This window comes from Nonomuraea sp. NPDC004354 (assembly GCF_053602555.1).
On record NZ_JBSGDV010000005.1, the window covers coordinates 408,988 to 423,866 of the forward strand.

Consider the following 14,879-nt stretch of genomic DNA (forward strand, 5'->3'; position numbering starts at 1 on the left):
GCTATGCGGGAACTCCTTCGGCACGCGGCCGTCTTCGAACCGGGCGACCCGCCCAGGGCAGCAACCGTGGCCTTCCTCGACCCGGCGGGCGACGAGAGAGTCACGATCGCGGAGCCGGAAGGGCCTCGTGAAACTCCGGTCACCCGCGTTCCCGTCACCGAGGCGGTCGCGCTGCTCAGCAGGGCCCGCACCGACCAGAGTGCCGACCCCGCCACCCGGTTCTGGGGTGCCGTGGCGCTACTGGCGCTCCAGATCGTCGCCAAGGGTCGTATCAGGCCCGGCGTGAGCGCGGGCGACCACGCCGCGTGGCGGGCCGGCCCCCTGGACGCCGCCGACCTGGCCAAGGTCAGGGAGCTGGCCGACGCGATGCCCGCCACGGCGCGGGCCGTCCCCCTGCCGTCGGCCCCGGGCCTGCTGCCCGACGCCGAGGGCCTGGTCCGCGCCTTCCTCGACGCCGTCGCCGACGGCATGCCCCGCTCCCCAGGCGCCGTGCGCGCGGTGGGCGTGCCCGCCTACTCGGCCGCCAAGCCGGTCAAGACGCCACAGCTGAGGGCATGGGCGGCCGACCCCGGCGTACGGCTGTCGCTGCGGGTGGAGACCGCCGGCGCCGACCACGCCGCCTTCCGCGCGGTCGTACAGCTGCACGGCATCGCCGACCCCGCGCTGGTCGTGGACGCCGCCGAGCTCTGGGCGGGCCGCGACCAGGGGCTCGGCCCCCGCGCCAAGGTCGACGCGGTGGTCGAGCTGCGCAGGGCGGCCCGGCGGTGGCCGCCGCTGGAGCGGCTGCTCGACGCCGAGGTTCCCGACGAGCTCGAGCTGTCCGACGAGGAGGTGTCCGGCCTGCTGTCCGGCGCGGCCACCGGCATCGACGTGCACTGGCCACGCGACCTGGTGCGCGGCGTCAGCGCGAGAGCGGTCGTCGGCGGCGAGTCCAGCGGGCTGTTCCGCTTCGACTGGCGGCTGCGGCTGGGCGACGACGAGCTGACCGAAGCCGAGATGGACCGGCTGGCCGAGGCCCACCGCCCCGTCGTACGGCTGCGCGACCAGTGGGTGCTCATCGACCCCGAGCTGGCCCGCAAGGCCAGGAACCGGGAGATGAAACCGCTCACCGGCATCGAGGCCCTCGGTGCCGCCCTCACCGGCACGGCGCTGGTGGAGGACGAGGAGGTGGCGGTCTCCCCCGGTCCGGTGCTGGAGGAGCTGCGCGGCAGGCTGGTCGCCGATCCCGTCGACCCGCCCGAAGGGCTGGCCGCGACGCTGCGCGACTACCAGCTGGCGGGCCTGCGGTGGCTGGCCCAGATGACCTCCCTGGGTCTCGGCGGCTGCCTGGCCGACGACATGGGCCTGGGCAAGACGATCACGCTGATCGCGCTCCACCTGCACAGGAACAGCGGGCCGACGCTGGTCGTCTGCCCCGCCTCGCTGCTGGGCAACTGGGAGCGGGAGATCGCCAGGTTCGCCCCCGGCGTCCCGGTCCGCCGCTACCACGGCGCCCAGCGCACGCTGGCCGACACCGGGTTCGTGCTCACCACCTACGGCACCATGCGCGTCGACGCCGCCGTGCTCGCCGAGCACACCTGGGACCTGGTCGTGGCCGACGAAGCCCAGCACGTCAAGAACCACCGATCGGGCACCGCCAAGGCGCTGCGCGAGATCCCCTCGGCCGCGCGCGTCGCGCTGACCGGCACGCCGGTGGAGAACACGCTGTCGGAGCTGTGGGCGATCCTCGACTGGACCACGCCGGGGCTGCTCGGCCCGCTCGCGCGCTTCCGTACGCGCTGGGAGCCGCGGCCCGAACGGCTCGGCCGCCTGGTCGCGCCCTTCCTGCTGCGCCGCCGCAAGTCCGATCCCGGCATCGCGCCCGAGCTGCCGCCCAAGACCGAGACCGACCGGCCCGTCTCGCTCACCAGGGAGCAGGCCGGGCTCTACGAGGCGACGGTGCGCGAGCTGATGGCCTCCATCGCGGCGGCCGACGGCATGGCCAGGCGCGGCCTCATCGTCAAGCTGCTGACGAGCCTCAAACAGATCTGCAACCATCCCGCCCAGTTCCTGCACGAGAAGGACCCCGTGCTGGACGGCCGCTCGGGCAAGCTCGAGCTCCTCGAAGAGCTGCTGGAGACCATCCTCGCCGAGGACGGCGCGGTGCTGGTCTTCACCCAGTACGTCACCATGGCCCGGCTCCTGGAGCGTTTCCTCGCCGCAAGGGGCATCGCCACCCAGCTGCTTCACGGCGGCACCTCCGTGGCCCGGCGGGAGGAGATGGTCAGGCGCTTCCAGGACGGCGAGGCCCCCGTCTTCCTGCTCTCGCTCAAGGCCGCGGGCACCGGGCTCAACCTCACCCGCGCCGACCACGTCATCCACTTCGACCGCTGGTGGAACCCCGCCGTCGAGGACCAGGCCACCGACCGGGCCTACCGCATCGGCCAGACCAGGCCCGTCCAGGTGCACCGGCTCATCGCCGAGGGCACCGTCGAGGACCGGATCGCGACCATGCTGGAGACCAAGCGGTCGCTGGCCGAGGCCGTGCTGTCCAACGACTTCACCGAACTGACCGACGCGGACCTGCTCAACCTCGTGGAGCTGCGATGACCGCCGCCAAGGGATTCCCCGCCTTCGCCCCGCAGCGCGCCGGCGCCCGCTTCGCCACCTCGTGGTGGGGCAGGGCCTGGCTCAAGGCGCTGGAGGACACCTCGCTCGACCACACCCTGCTCGCCAAGGGCCGCGCCTACGCCAAGACCGGCCAGCTCGGCCCCATCACCGTCAGCTCCGGCCGGCTCGCCGCGATGGCCGAAGGCGAGTACGCCGCGGTCGTGCACGTGGCACCCGTGGCGGCGGGATTCGTCGAGCAGATCGCCGCCAAGGCGGGCCATCTGGCCGCGCTGCTCGACGGCGACCTGCCGTACGACCTGGTGGAGCTCCTTCCTGGAGTCGGCGACCTCGAGCCCGAGTGCGACTGCCCCGACTGGGGGCACCCGTGCAAGCACGCCGCCGCGCTGTGCTACCAGGCCTCGTGGCTGCTCGACCGCGACCCGTTCCTGCTGATGCTGATGCGCGGCCTCGACAAGGACGACCTGATCGCCTCGCTCCAGCGGGCCACCGCGCCGACCGGCACCCCCGTCGCCGAGGCCTACGCGCACGGCATCCCGCCGCTGCCGTCCTTCGCGACCGCCGAGCCGCTCGACGCGCTGCCCGCCCCGGAGCCCCTGGAGGTGGAGCCCGCGCCGGGCATCGACCCCGCTGCGCTGCGGGTGCTGGCCGCCGACGCGGCGCTGCGCGCCCGCGAGCTGCTGGTGTCGGGGGCCGCCGCGGTGCTCACCGAGTTCCAGGACCGGGTACGGCTGGCCGCCACCCACGACCTCGACATCGGCAGCCCGGCCGCCGTCCGGTCATGGCGGTACGGCGGCGCCGCCGCCCTCGACACGCTCGCCACGACGTGGACACCGCCCCGGCAGGCCGTCGCCCGCGCGCGACGTGACCTGCCCGGCTTCGCGGCGGTCCGCAACCGGTGGACCCTCGGCGGCGCTCAGGTCCGCTACGGCAGGGACGGCCGCTGGTACCCATTCGTCGACGCGGACGGCGACTGGTTCCCCGCCGGCCCGCCCGAACCCGACCCCGCCGCCGCGCTGGCCGCCACCCAGGCCGCCGACTGACCTCGCACGGTGTCCGGTGTCCGTGTCCTGGCCGGATCGAACCCCGGGCTCACCGCTGGACGGCGGCGGCGAACAGCTTCCGCGCCGCCGCGACCGCCTGCCCGAGGGCGTCGGGCTCCGGCCGCAGTCCTGCCACGATCGCGTCGACGCCGCGCAGCCCGGCCCGCTGCAGGAGCCGCTTCTCGTTGGTGACCCACTCGCCGCGCGCCGCCAGCACCGCATGCGCCGTCTGCATGGCGGCGGTGGCCAGCGCCCCCGCGACCTCGGTGGACTGGCCGCGCGGGACGTACGCGGCCGCGGCGTACTGGACAGTCAGGTCCGCCCGGTCGCGCCACACCCGCGGGGCCGTCTCACGCAGGGCCTCCGGATAGCCGGGGCGGGGCAGCGTGCCGCGCAGGACGTCGTTGAGGGCGAGTTCGGCGACCACCAGATAGCTGGGGATGCCCGCGAGATGGAACATCAGCGGCTCCCAGCGGAAGCGGCCCTGCCGGGCCTCGGCGAGCTCGTGCTCGACGACGTCGAGGTCGCGGTAGTGGACGTCGACCCGGCGGCCGTCGATCGTGAACCAGGCTCCCCCGTTGAAGACGCCGCCGCCCCAGCCGCCGATCTCGGAGACCTCGCCGGGCCAGCCGACCGCGCGCAGATCGGCCGGGTCGAAACCGCCCCGGTAGTAGACGGCCAGGTCCCAGTCGCTGTCCGGGGTGTGGGTGCCCTGAGCGCGCGAGCCGCCGAGGGAGACGGCACGTACGGCGGGCAGGGCAGCGAGGCGGTCGGCGACCAGGGTGAGGAACATGTCGTCGGTCATGAGCGTCCGATCGGGTGAAGTGGATGACGGCGGTCGAGGGCACCCGGGACGGACGCCGGAGCAACGGCTCGGACGGCGTCGGGCGCAGGGGGTGCCGGTGTCGTCACTTCATGGCCCCGACCCTACCGACCCGCCCGCCTCCTGCGGCAAGCGGTTTTCCCGCTCAGCCCTGGTCGCGGACGGTCAGCCCCAGGTTGGTGGCGAGCGTGACGGCCTGGACCGGGTCGATGACCGCCCCAGCGATCTCGGCGCCGAAGGGGTCGAGCGAGGACAGGTCACTGCCCCGCAGGTCGCAGCGGGTGAAGTCGGCCTTGCTCAGCCAGGCGCCCGACAGGTCGACGCCGCGCACCGTGGCCCCCGCGAAGCGGGCACCGGTCAGGTCGGCCTCACGCATCCGCACCCCGGTGAAGGACGCCTTGCGCAGGTCGGCGCCCGGCATCCCGACGAACGACCAGTCGCCTCCGTCGGCCTTCATCAGGTCGTGGGTGCAGCCGTCGAACATGCTGCCCACGAACTTGCACCTGGTGAACGTCGCGTCGAAGAACGACGACCGGGTGAAGGTGCAGTTGATGAAGCCGGTCTCCTCGTGGGTGGAGGCGTTGAAGCGGCAGCCGCGGAAGGTGCACTCGACGAACTCGGCTCCCCTGCTGACGGCTTCGGTCAGGTCGACGTCGACGAAGGCGACCCGCCGGTGCTGCTCGCCCGACAGGTCGCGGCTGTCCCAGTCGGCGGAGCGGACGGTGGAGTCGGTCGGCGGTGCCGGGACGCCGTGCTTGCGGTCAGCCGTCATGGGTCGAGAGCCTAGACGGGAGCGCCGACATTTCCTCAGGCGCTCTTGCGGCCGGTTCCTCCTGCGGGACGCGGCTCGCCGCCCTGGAAGGCCGCGCGGACGGCATCGCCGACCTGACGGCGGATCGGGTCCCCGCCCGGGCCGAACAGCCGGTCGTCGACCTGGGTCACCGCCTCCTGGGCCGTCTGGAGCAGGCGTGAGCCGTCCGCCGTGACCTCGATGGCCGACGCGGACCCGGCGCGGGCGGTGTTGTCGCGCACCAGCCCGGCACCCGCCAGCACCTTCACGGCGGCGTGGACGCTCTGCACCGTCGTCCCCGACATCCGCGCCAGGTCGCTGAACGACACGCCGGGCATCATGGCGATGTGAGCCAGCAGCCCGAGCCTGCTGACGGTGAGGTCGAGCGGGGCCAGGACGGCGTTGAGCTCGGTCTCGATCTGCCGTGCCAGCGTCAGCAGCACGATGGAGGGACTGCTGGTGGGAGGCGGAGCGGGGCGGCCGTTCTCGATGGTCACCCCACCAGTCTCTCGCACCCGGCGCCTTCGGCTCGCTACGGCCCGTACGACGGAGCAGCCGGTCGACGACATCGGTGTGTCCACGCCCGAGCAGGCTGCCGAGATCGTCGGCTCCGCGCTGGTCGAGGCCCTTCTCGAGGCCCCCGACCAGGATGCCGGGCTCGCGGCCCTCCGTGCCCTCACCGCCGAGCTCGCCCGGGGCGTCCGTGGGGAAGGCTAGCGGCGGTGCCGGGGCGCCCGTCCTCCGGGCGCCCCGGCACCGCTCACACCAGGATGCGCCGGTGACCGGCCCGCTGGGGCGGGATGTGGACCTTGGCGAGCTCGCGCATGGCCCGCTGGGCGCCGGTCTGCCTGGCCAGGGCGCGGGCCCGACCGGCCAGTTCGGCCGACCGCTCCCGCTCGTGGGCCTCGGCGTACGCGTGGGCCATGCGAGCCAGGGCGAAGGCGGTGGCGAAGGTCGACACCGTCCGCGGCGGTTCCTTCTCAAGGATCTCGATCGCGCCGGTGGCCTGGCCGAGATCGACGAGGCAGCCGGCGCACAACGTGTTGTGCGCCTCCTGGGAGCAGTCGATCACGTACGGCGTGTCGTCGCCCGGCACCGCCAGCGACTCGGCCGACTCCTCCAGCCGGCGCCGGCACATGTCCAGGTCTCCGGCCAGCGCGTGCCCCTGCGCCTCGTGGTGCCGCGCCAGCGCGTCCACCCGCGGAGGGAGCGCGGCGCGTTCGCGGGCGGCGACGGCGATGGCGACCAGCTGGTCGGGGTGATCGGTGGTGTCGGAGAGGCCGCCCCGCTGGGCGAGGGTGTAGGCCTCCAGCAGCACGTCGGCCGCCTCGTGGGCGTCGCTGATGGCCTCGTCCGACCACACCAGCGCCCCATCCGGATCGCCGGCCTCGTGGTCCATGCGGCTGATCAGCTCCGCGTTCTCGGCGGCGAGCAGCAAGAACGCGCGTCTCGCCGATGAGCCGGCGTCGCGGCGGAACCCCTCGATGCCGGCGAAGACGCTCCGCAGGGCGTTGCCCAGGGCTGCGGGGCGGCGGTCGGCGCGGGTGTAGGCGCCCACCAGCGCCTTGAAGTACCGGACGGTTTCCTCGTCGGCCCGATCGGGCGTCTCGATCGCCCGGCCGGCGCGCTCTTCCTCCTCCGCCGCGAACATGCCCGGCAGCAGGGGGATGCCCGTGAGGTAGTGCCACAGCGTGGTGCCGGCCGCGTCCCCGACGAACAGCGTGGCCTCGTCCACGCCGAACGCGCGGCAGAGCAGTTCCGCGTACCGCTCGTCGGGCCGTCGCTCTCCTGCCTCCCAGCGCCGGAGTTCCTCGGTGAGTGCCTCCGGCGCGGGCAGCCGGTCGCGTGATTCCTCGTCCGCCACGTCGGCAAGCCGCCGGCTGAGTTCCCGGCGGTTCCAGAGCTGCCCCTCGCGCAGAACGCGCAGGCGGGCGGCCCAGATCGGAACGTCGATCTCAATCATTGGCGTATCCCTACCTTGGGGAGTTTTGTCCCATACTGCCGCTTTCCTGGGGCCTCTCGTTAGACCGAACCGGTAGATCGTCTTGAGTTGGTGGACGGGAGCGCACGCCGCCTCGCCGCCGGAGGGAGTACGGCACCGTGCTTCAGGACGGGCGCGGCCCTGCCAAGAGCTCGCCGACCTGGACGACCGCGAACTCGACCTGGCTCTGACCCTCCTCCCAGTTGGCGATCAGCGTGCAGCCCTCGTCGGCGAGCAGGTCGCCGCCCGACCGCTCGGTCCGCAGGTACATCAGCCCCTCCTCGCCGTCGGTGCAGAAGAAGCTCAGGTGGGCGAACAGCTCGGGCGGCGTGAGGGCGGCCAGCGCCTCCTGCCACTCCTCGGCCGCCTCCGCCTCGAGAGGGAGGAGGCTTTCGGGGCCCGTGCCGAGCGCCGTGGCGACCCGCATCGCGTCGAAGAGCGTGCCGTCCGAGCCAGCCGCGGGTAACAGACGGTCCAGGTGTCGCGCAGATCGGACGCGGCGAGGTCGTACCGCGCCAGCAGGGGAGCCAGGTCGCCGCCCAGGACGAGCCGGCCCGCGAAGCACGCCGCCGCGAGATCCGCCTCGAACTCCGGCGGCAGCCCGGCCTTGTCGAACTCGAAGACCGACCGGCTCGCGTCGAACTCCAGCAGCGGCTCGTCCAGGTCGAAGATCGGGCAGTCCCAGACGACCGGCTCGACGCCGCGCAGGGCAGCCGGGTTCACCCAGACGGCGTCCCGCGCGAAGCCGAGCTCGTTGATGAGGTTGCCGCCGAAGAACGTCGCATAGACGGCGTCGGCGTCGAAACTCGCCAGCGGACGGCCGAGCAGGATCTCAAAGGCGCCGGTCAGCTGTTCCAGCCACGGTCCCGACATGTTCGCGGAAGTGGAGTTCATGCCGGGACCGTATAGGCCGGGTCCGTCATTCCGGACCGGGTTCGTCGGAAGCGGGCGGAAGATCGACTCCCTGCCGCTGTTTTCTGCGCTCAGCCTCCTCGAAGCCCGGCCCGGGTGAGTGGAAGGTCAGCTCGCCTGGCGGAAGACGACGGCGACGCCGAGCGCGGCGGCGGCCGGGACGAAGATCTCGCCCCTGGCCGTCCTGCCGAGCGGCACTCCCCTGCCGTGCAGCAGCCGCTCGGTCGCGCCGAGGTCGCGGGTGGCCACCGTGTACGCCGCGAACCCCGGCAGGGCGGCAGGCCGCTCCCCCGGCAGCAGCTGTCCCAGAGCCGATGCGCCCACCAGCGTGATGTCGGCGTCGCGCAGGCCGAACACCCTGGCCCCGCCCTCGCCGCGCGCGGGCAGCCCGAGGTAACGCGCGTACCGTTCCTCGGCCTGCGGCAGCTCGGCGTCGGCCACGCACAGCACGCACTCGACCAGGCCCACCGCTCCGTTCGGGTGCGGTCCGTGGTCCGACCCGCCGTTCTCGGCCAGCCCCACCCTGCCCTCGGCCACCAGCCCCGGCGTGGCGCCGTCGAGCTCCAGGAAGCGCACCGGCTCCATCCTGGTGCCGTGCTCGGTCTCGACCGGGCGCTGTACGGCGTGCACGCCGCCGTGCTCCACGCCCTGCTCCTCCAGCCGCACGGCCTCACGCCCGACGTCGTCGGTGTCGAACATGAGGATGTGCACGCCCTCGAACCGGTCGAGGCAGGCGGTGAGGTTCGCGGTGGTGTTGCGGATCGCCGCCACGATCCCGGGCAGCCGGTCGTCGGGAACACGCAGCGGGATCGGCCGGGCGTCGTCCGGCATCGCGCCCGTGGCCGCGCTGCCCGCGAGCGTCACCAGCTCGACGAAGTCGCCGGGGAAGTAGGCGTGGGTGTTGGCCACGCCGAACGGCTCGGCGGGCGCGCCGGGCGCAGGGGGCAGGACGGGGTAGGCCGCCGGCGGGAGGGTGAAGCCGAGCGTGCCGTACCGCTCGACCGCCTGCCGCATGTCCCTGACGATGTGGCCGACGTGGTGCAGGCCCAGCACGGTCATGCGTCGCCTCCGTACGCCGCTTGCTCGAAGTCGCGGCCGAGCCGCTCGAAGATCCCGATCACCTTGTCCGCGGCCGGCGCGCAGTCGGCTCCGGTGGGCGTCCGCTCCGGGCCGAACGTCCTGTGCAGGGTGACGGCCAGCTGGTCGGCCTTGTCCTGCAGCCCGAGCGTGAGCTGCGGCGGCAGCAGCGGCTCGATGGCGAAGAATCCGTAGGCGATCGTGGGCAGCGCGTAGTCCAGGTCCTCCTGGCGCACGCCCTCGCGCAGCAGCCCGTGCTCGGCCAGCACGCCGAGGTAGTCGCGCGAGGCCAGCAGCTTGGCACCCTCCAGCGGCCCGCGCGCGGGGCTGTCGAGGAAGGCGCCCATGGTGTCGGCGTCCCTGGTGAAGATGGCCCGTAGCACCGGCCGCTCCATCGCCGTCACGAAGAACCTGCGCATGTACCGGTGCAGCGCGATCTCGGCGGCGTCGGCGCGCATCGCGGCCACCACTTCGGTGATCATCGCCACCGCCTCGCGCGCCCCGACGGCCAGGAACACCTGCTCGCGGGAGCGCCAGTGCAGGTAGACCGTGCCCTTGCCGACTCCTGCGCGTTTGGCGATCTCGTCGATCGTCACCCGGCGGTATCCCCAGCGCAGGAGCAGGTCCTTGGCGGCGTCGAGGATGCGGTCGGCGCGCGCCCGCCGTTCGGCGGCGCCCGGTGGTGCGGTCATGAGCCCTCCTTTATGACCAGTGACTCATGACCACATTAGCAAACTGGTCACAACAGCGTGGTCCGCGACGGGACCGTGGAGGCGACGGCATGGCAGGCGCCCCTGCCCTCCGCGCGCGCGACCACGCGTCCCGCCTCCACACGGACGGCCACCTCGGTTCCGTCGCCGGCCCCCTGCGCGCCGGCCCCCTGCACACCGGCCGCCGCGGCCGGCGTGCCCGACTCGTCGCAGACGACGGCCAGCGGCGGCTGGGCCGCGGCGGGAAACGCCTGGCGCAGGCAGCCGGTCACCTCGGCCACGGCCAGCCTCGCCAGGGGCAGGAGCTCCGCCGGATCACCGGTCACCACCACGGCGGTGACCCGCGTTCCCGGGGGCGCCGCCCGCACCGCCTCCTCGGCGGCCTCGAGCCGGTGCAGGCCGAGCACCGCCACCACGCCGTCGTCGGCCAGCGGTACGGGCCGGCCCGTCACGGCGTCGAGCGCAGGCGGAGGCGCCCACGGCTCGCCGGCCGGTCGCGCCTCTGGAGCCCAGGCCAGGTGCGGTGGCGGCCATCGGTCGTCGAGGTCGAGGCCGGCCAGCCGCTCGCAGGCGGTGACGACGTTGAAGGGCTCCACGAAGCCGGGCGCGGCGGCGGCCAGCTGGCTCGCGCCGTGGAGGGTGGTCAGGACGGCCTCGGCCGCGCGCACCCGGCGCCCGCCATCCCCCAGGTCCAGCCGTTCGAGCGCGAGCCCGAGCAGGATCGCGTCGAGCCGCATCAGCTGCGCGAACGCGGTCCTGGTCCGCTCGTCGGCGAGCACCTCCGGCAGCACGTCCATGCCGAGCCTGGCCTGGCCGCGCGGGTCGTCGGTGGCCAGGGGCAGCCGGGCGAGCCAGGCGCGCGCGAAGGCGCGCAGCGCCTCGCCTGCCGTACGGCCGGGCTCCTGGTACGGCGGGTCCGGTGGCCGCTCGGCCAGCTCGGCCATGACCGCGAAGTAGAGCGCGCGCTTGCCGGGGAAGTTGGAGTAGACCGCGCCGCGGGTCAGCTCGGCCCGCTCGGCGATGCCGTCGACCTTGGCGTCGCGGAAGCCGCGCTCGGCGAACTCCTCCCTGGCCGCGGCCAGCACCTTGGCGCGGTTGCGTTCCTGCGTCTCTGCCCTGCTGAGCCGGCCCATCGTCCTCCTCGTCGGCGGTTGCCGTCCTGGGAGATCCACGATAGTGCCGCCATCCGAATGGCATCATCATCTGAATGTTCAGAACATCCGCCAACCGGGACCCGCGCGTGTTCGCCGACCCCGACACGCTCGACGTCACCCGCGTCCCGGCGGCGCCCGGGCACCTCGGCTACGCTCACGGCCCCCACTTCTGCCTCGGGGCCGGGCTGGCGCGCGTCGAGGCCGAGGTCGCGCTCGGCGCGCTGCTGCGCCGCTTCCCCCGGCTGGCGCCGGCCCCCGGCGAGCACGGCGGGCGCCTGCCCGACCCCGGCACCTGGCGCCTGGCCGCGCTGCCGGTGACCGTCTGACCCGCGACGGCCCGTGGCGGCCGGGACACGGCACAGGGTGGCCGGCACACTCGCTCCGCCACCCCGCCCAGATGGCGCCTGATCAGGCGGAAAGGACCAAGGTCCCGGCGCGCAGGGTCGGCCGGCCCTACGCCCGCACCAGGCGCGACCTCGACGCTGTCAGGCATGGATGTCCTTGATCTGTCGCGATGGCAGTTCGGTATCACCACCGTCTACCACTTCCTGTTCGTCCCCCTGACCATCGGCCTGTCGATCCTCGTGGCCGGGTTGCAGACCGCCTGGCACCGCACCGGCAAGGAGAAGTACCTCAAGCTGACGAAGTTCTGGGGCAAGCTGTTCCTGATCAACTTCGCGATGGGGGTGGTCACCGGCATCGTGCAGGAGTTCCAGTTCGGGATGAACTGGAGTGACTACTCCCGCTTCGTCGGTGACGTGTTCGGCGCGCCGCTGGCCATGGAAGGGCTCATGGCCTTCTTCCTGGAATCGACCTTCCTCGGCCTGTGGATCTTCGGGTGGGACCGGCTGTCGCCACGGCTGCACCTGGCGACCATCTGGGTGGCCGCGATCGGCACGAACATCTCCGCCTACTTCATCCTGGCGGCCAACTCCTGGATGCAGCACCCGGTCGGCTACCGCATCAACAACGGCCGCGCCGAGCTGACCGACATCTGGGCGGTGCTGACCAACTCCACCACCCTGGTCACCTTCCCGCACGTCATCTTCGGCGCGTTCGTCACCGCCGGCGCCTTCGTCCTCGGCGTGAGCGCCTGGTTCCTGATGCGCGGGCGAGACGTCGACCTGTTCCGCACCTCCGCCAGGTTCGCCATGGTCGTCACCATGATCTCCTCGATCGGGGTGGCCTTCTCCGGCCACTGGCAGGCGCAGATCATGACCGAGCAGCAGCCGATGAAGATGGCGGCCGCCGAGGCGCTGTGGGAGGACGAGCGCGCCGCCGGCTTCTCGCTGTTCGCCGTGGGCGACGTGGAGAACGGCCGCAACCACATCAACATCCAGATCCCGTACGGCCTGAGCCTGCTGGCCACCGACACCCTCGACGGCGAGGTCGAGGGCATCAACGACATCCAGGCCCGCTACGAGCGGCAGTACGGCCCCGGCGACTACCGGCCGGTGGTGGGCATCGCGTACTGGACCTTCCGGCTGATGATCGGCTTCGGCGCGCTGTCGGCGCTGCTGGCGCTGGCCGGGTTGTGGCTGACGCGGCGCGGACGGCTGCCGGAGTCGCGCTGGTTCTACCGGGTCGCGCTCGCCGGGATCGCGCTGCCGTTCGCGGCCAACACGATGGGGTGGATCTTCACCGAGGTGGGCCGCCAGCCGTGGACGGTCTTCGGGATCATGCGCACCGCCGCCGCCGTCTCGCCCGGCGTGGACGTGGCCGAGGTGGCCATCACGCTGGTCGGCTTCACCCTGGCCTACGCGATCCTCGCGGTGATCGAGATCCGGCTGCTGGTCAAGTTCATCAGGATCGGCCCGCACGAGCAGCCCGCGCTCGAGTCCGACCCCGACGCCGTCCCCGCCCCGAGCTACTGAGGAACACCATGGAACTCACCACCGTCTGGTTCCTGCTCATCGCCGTGCTGTGGACCGGCTACTTCGTCTTGGAAGGCTTCGACTTCGGCGTCGGCATGCTCATGCCGGTGCTGGGACGGAGCGCGGCCGACCGCAGGACCATGGTCGCCACCATCGGACCGGTGTGGGACGGCAACGAGGTGTGGGTGCTGGTGGCCGGCGGCGCCACCTTCGCCGCCTTCCCCGAGTGGTACGCCACCCTGTTCAGCGGCTTCTACCTGCCGCTGTTCCTCATCCTGCTGGCGCTGATCGTGCGCGGCGTGGCGCTGGAGTACCGCAACAAGTCCACCTCGACCAAGGGCTGGGACCGCGCGTTCTTCTGGGGCTCCCTCGGCCCGGCCGTGCTGTGGGGCGTGGCGCTGGCCAACGTCGTGCGCGGCGTGCCGCTGGACGCCGACCACGAGTACACCGGCACCCTCCTCACGCTGCTCAACCCCTACGCCCTGCTCGGCGGTATCGCCACGGCGGCGCTGTTCGCCCTTCACGGGGCCACGTTCCTGGCCCTGCGGACGACCGGCGAGCTGCGGCAGCGGGCCACGCGGGTGACCCGGCTGCTCGGCCCGGTGGCCGCCGTCCTGGCGGGGCTGTTCCTGGTCCTCACCGTGGACAACCCGCTGACCTGGATCGCCGTGGTGGTCGCGGCGGGCGGCCTGGTGACCGCGGTCGGCGCGACCCTGCGCGGCCGGGACGGCTGGGCCTTCACCGGCACCGCGCTCGCCATCGTCGCCCTGGTGGTCACGCTGTTCGGCAACCTGTTCCCCGACGTGATGCCCGCGCTGGACCCGGCCAACAGCCTGACCGTGACCAATGCCGCCTCCAGCCCCTACACCCTGACGGTGATGACGTGGGTCGCGGCCGTCTTCACCCCTGTCGTGCTGGCCTATCAGGCCTGGACGTACTGGGTCTTCCGCCGGCGCCTGACCGGAGCCGTCACCTCCTGACGCGTCTGGAGCAGCCGGCGCCGGTCCATCAGCGCCGCCGCGAGAGCCTGGCCGCCTGGCCCGGCTGACGTCTGGGCCGCCCCCACCCGGGGCGGCCCTGCGCGTTGCCGGGGCCTGGCGTTCCGGCTGGAGAGGAGCGGGGTGCGGCGGAAGTCCCGGACCGAACGGGCCGAAGGTCCTTCCGCAGCGAGTCCTTCCGGCACTGCCCCGCGGAGCGCGCAGGCGGTGTGCTGGAAGCACCCCAAAACAAGGAGTGCAGCGATGACCGCCATCCACGCACAGCGCATCACCGCCCCCGCCCCCGCGACGCCGAAGAAACGCCCGGTGGACTACGTGTGGGCCGTCGCCCGCATCGCGCTCGGCTGGGTGTTCCTGTGGGCGTTCCTGGACAAGACCTTCGGCTTCGGGTTCGCCACCCCCGCCGCCAAGGCCTGGATCAACGGCGGCAGCCCCACCACCGGCTTCCTGAAGGGCACGGGCGAGAACGCGCTCGGCGGGCTCTTCGCCGGCCTCGCCGGACAGGCCTGGGTCGACTGGCTCTTCATGGCCGGCCTGCTCGGCATCGGCCTGGCGCTCGTCCTGGGGATCGGCACCCGTGTCGCGGCGGCCGCCGGCGGCCTGATGCTGATGCTGATGTGGGCCGCGCAACTGCCGCTGGCCACCAACCCCTTCATGGACGACCACATCGTCTACACCATCGTGCTGATCGGCCTGGCCATGACCGGCGCCGGCAACACCCTCGGCCTCGGCACGTGGTGGGGCGGCCTGGACATCGTCCGCCGCAATCCCTACCTGAAGTAGCGACCGCCGCGCCGTCGGGCCCGCCCCCGGAACCGGGGGCGGGCCCGCGCCGTCTGCTCCCCCGCCCGCAGATCGACCACCCGGTGGCCGTGGTGGCAGACCGCTGACGTTCTCGGATCCCCTCGAA

16 protein-coding genes are annotated in these 14,879 nt (G+C 73.0%); 7 read left to right on the forward strand and 9 right to left on the reverse strand.

Translation table 11 applies throughout. From position 1 onward, the window contains the following. Window positions 1-3 precede the first annotated feature (3 nt). Both ACWENQ_RS19190 and ACWENQ_RS19195 read left to right on the forward strand, forming a co-directional pair. Window positions 4-2,589, forward strand: coding sequence for a DEAD/DEAH box helicase (locus ACWENQ_RS19190; RefSeq protein WP_452415404.1), 2,586 nt, complete (start codon window positions 4-6; stop codon window positions 2,587-2,589). Next, window positions 2,586-3,650, forward strand: coding sequence for an SWIM zinc finger family protein (locus tag ACWENQ_RS19195; protein ID WP_449922165.1), 1,065 nt, complete (start codon window positions 2,586-2,588; stop codon window positions 3,648-3,650). The genes ACWENQ_RS19190 and ACWENQ_RS19195 overlap by 4 nt, the downstream gene beginning before the upstream one ends. 49 nt (window positions 3,651-3,699) lie before the next feature. Here the strand turns inward: ACWENQ_RS19195 and ACWENQ_RS19200 are convergent, their stop codons facing one another. From ACWENQ_RS19200 to ACWENQ_RS19210, 3 genes are all read right to left on the reverse strand, one after another. Continuing rightward, window positions 3,700-4,455, reverse strand: coding sequence for a nucleotidyltransferase domain-containing protein (locus ACWENQ_RS19200; protein WP_452415406.1), 756 nt, complete (start codon window positions 4,453-4,455; stop codon window positions 3,700-3,702). Window positions 4,456-4,618: 163 nt separating this feature from the next. Then, entirely contained in the window at window positions 4,619-5,245 is a 627-nt protein-coding gene (locus ACWENQ_RS19205; RefSeq protein WP_449922161.1) for a pentapeptide repeat-containing protein, read from the reverse strand. A gap of 35 nt (window positions 5,246-5,280) precedes the next feature. Beyond that, window positions 5,281-5,760 (reverse strand): MarR family winged helix-turn-helix transcriptional regulator, encoded by a 480-nt coding sequence (locus ACWENQ_RS19210; RefSeq protein ID WP_452415407.1) that lies wholly within the window; start codon window positions 5,758-5,760, stop codon window positions 5,281-5,283. A 76-nt stretch (window positions 5,761-5,836) separates the two neighbouring features. Here ACWENQ_RS19210 and ACWENQ_RS19215 point away from each other — a divergent pair, with 76 nt between their 5' ends. Further along, window positions 5,837-5,980: a hypothetical protein gene (locus tag ACWENQ_RS19215; RefSeq protein ID WP_449922157.1), complete on the forward strand. Its 144-nt coding sequence runs from the start codon at window positions 5,837-5,839 to the stop codon at window positions 5,978-5,980. A 43-nt stretch (window positions 5,981-6,023) separates the two neighbouring features. On the opposite strand, the gene ACWENQ_RS19220 is transcribed toward ACWENQ_RS19215, so the two are convergent. The 6 genes from ACWENQ_RS19220 to ACWENQ_RS19245 form a co-directional block, all read right to left on the reverse strand. After that, complete coding sequence (locus tag ACWENQ_RS19220) at window positions 6,024-7,226, reverse strand: hypothetical protein (protein ID WP_452415408.1); 1,203 nt, start codon at window positions 7,224-7,226, stop codon at window positions 6,024-6,026. A 142-nt stretch (window positions 7,227-7,368) separates the two neighbouring features. Further along, complete coding sequence (locus ACWENQ_RS19225; RefSeq protein ID WP_452415410.1) at window positions 7,369-7,515, reverse strand: hypothetical protein; 147 nt, start codon at window positions 7,513-7,515, stop codon at window positions 7,369-7,371. 32 nt (window positions 7,516-7,547) lie between these two features. After that, window positions 7,548-8,138: a hypothetical protein gene (locus ACWENQ_RS19230; protein WP_452415411.1), complete on the reverse strand. Its 591-nt coding sequence runs from the start codon at window positions 8,136-8,138 to the stop codon at window positions 7,548-7,550. 126 nt (window positions 8,139-8,264) lie between these two features. After that, window positions 8,265-9,215 carry a VOC family protein gene (locus tag ACWENQ_RS19235; protein WP_452415412.1) on the reverse strand — a complete coding sequence of 317 codons (951 nt, stop codon included), beginning with the start codon at window positions 9,213-9,215 and terminating at the stop codon, window positions 8,265-8,267. Continuing rightward, entirely contained in the window at window positions 9,212-9,925 is a 714-nt protein-coding gene (locus tag ACWENQ_RS19240) for a TetR/AcrR family transcriptional regulator (protein ID WP_452415413.1), read from the reverse strand. The genes ACWENQ_RS19235 and ACWENQ_RS19240 overlap by 4 nt, the downstream gene beginning before the upstream one ends. A 47-nt stretch (window positions 9,926-9,972) precedes the next feature. After that, window positions 9,973-11,076, reverse strand: coding sequence for a TetR/AcrR family transcriptional regulator (locus ACWENQ_RS19245; protein ID WP_452415414.1), 1,104 nt, complete (start codon window positions 11,074-11,076; stop codon window positions 9,973-9,975). Window positions 11,077-11,150: 74 nt separating this feature from the next. Here ACWENQ_RS19245 and ACWENQ_RS19250 point away from each other — a divergent pair, with 74 nt between their 5' ends. The 4 genes from ACWENQ_RS19250 to ACWENQ_RS19265 all read left to right on the forward strand — a co-directional run bounded on the left by ACWENQ_RS19250 (window position 11,151) and on the right by ACWENQ_RS19265 (window position 14,752). Beyond that, window positions 11,151-11,423: a cytochrome P450 gene (locus tag ACWENQ_RS19250; RefSeq protein ID WP_452415416.1), complete on the forward strand. Its 273-nt coding sequence runs from the start codon at window positions 11,151-11,153 to the stop codon at window positions 11,421-11,423. A gap of 165 nt (window positions 11,424-11,588) precedes the next feature. Next, window positions 11,589-12,971, forward strand: a complete 1,383-nt coding sequence (locus ACWENQ_RS19255; RefSeq protein WP_452415418.1) for a cytochrome ubiquinol oxidase subunit I — start codon at window positions 11,589-11,591, stop codon at window positions 12,969-12,971. 8 nt (window positions 12,972-12,979) lie between these two features. Beyond that, complete coding sequence (gene cydB, locus ACWENQ_RS19260; protein ID WP_354908362.1) at window positions 12,980-13,951, forward strand: cytochrome d ubiquinol oxidase subunit II; 972 nt, start codon at window positions 12,980-12,982, stop codon at window positions 13,949-13,951. Window positions 13,952-14,212: 261 nt separating this feature from the next. Continuing rightward, a complete protein-coding gene (locus tag ACWENQ_RS19265; protein ID WP_452415420.1) occupies window positions 14,213-14,752 on the forward strand; it encodes a hypothetical protein in 540 nt (179 codons plus the stop codon). The last annotated feature ends 127 nt before the right edge of the window (window positions 14,753-14,879 follow it).

What these genes read in the sequence shown, in the direction of transcription:
- ACWENQ_RS19190 (WP_452415404.1), top strand. Translation starts at nt 4, where the DNA reads ATGCGGGAACTCCTTCGGCACGCGGCCGTCTTCGAACCGGGCGACCCG.
- ACWENQ_RS19195 (WP_449922165.1), top strand. Translation starts at nt 2,586, where the DNA reads ATGACCGCCGCCAAGGGATTCCCCGCCTTCGCCCCGCAGCGCGCCGGC.
- ACWENQ_RS19200 (WP_452415406.1), bottom strand. Translation starts at nt 4,455, where the DNA reads ATGACCGACGACATGTTCCTCACCCTGGTCGCCGACCGCCTCGCTGCC.
- ACWENQ_RS19205 (WP_449922161.1), bottom strand. Translation starts at nt 5,245, where the DNA reads ATGACGGCTGACCGCAAGCACGGCGTCCCGGCACCGCCGACCGACTCC.
- ACWENQ_RS19220 (WP_452415408.1), bottom strand. Translation starts at nt 7,226, where the DNA reads ATGATTGAGATCGACGTTCCGATCTGGGCCGCCCGCCTGCGCGTTCTG.
- ACWENQ_RS19225 (WP_452415410.1), bottom strand. Translation starts at nt 7,515, where the DNA reads ATGTACCTGCGGACCGAGCGGTCGGGCGGCGACCTGCTCGCCGACGAG.
- ACWENQ_RS19230 (WP_452415411.1), bottom strand. Translation starts at nt 8,138, where the DNA reads ATGAACTCCACTTCCGCGAACATGTCGGGACCGTGGCTGGAACAGCTG.
- ACWENQ_RS19235 (WP_452415412.1), bottom strand. Translation starts at nt 9,215, where the DNA reads ATGACCGTGCTGGGCCTGCACCACGTCGGCCACATCGTCAGGGACATG.
- ACWENQ_RS19240 (WP_452415413.1), bottom strand. Translation starts at nt 9,925, where the DNA reads ATGACCGCACCACCGGGCGCCGCCGAACGGCGGGCGCGCGCCGACCGC.
- ACWENQ_RS19245 (WP_452415414.1), bottom strand. Translation starts at nt 11,076, where the DNA reads ATGGGCCGGCTCAGCAGGGCAGAGACGCAGGAACGCAACCGCGCCAAG.
- ACWENQ_RS19250 (WP_452415416.1), top strand. Translation starts at nt 11,151, where the DNA reads ATGTTCAGAACATCCGCCAACCGGGACCCGCGCGTGTTCGCCGACCCC.
- ACWENQ_RS19255 (WP_452415418.1), top strand. Translation starts at nt 11,589, where the DNA reads ATGGATGTCCTTGATCTGTCGCGATGGCAGTTCGGTATCACCACCGTC.
- cydB (WP_354908362.1), top strand. Translation starts at nt 12,980, where the DNA reads ATGGAACTCACCACCGTCTGGTTCCTGCTCATCGCCGTGCTGTGGACC.
- ACWENQ_RS19265 (WP_452415420.1), top strand. Translation starts at nt 14,213, where the DNA reads ATGACCGCCATCCACGCACAGCGCATCACCGCCCCCGCCCCCGCGACG.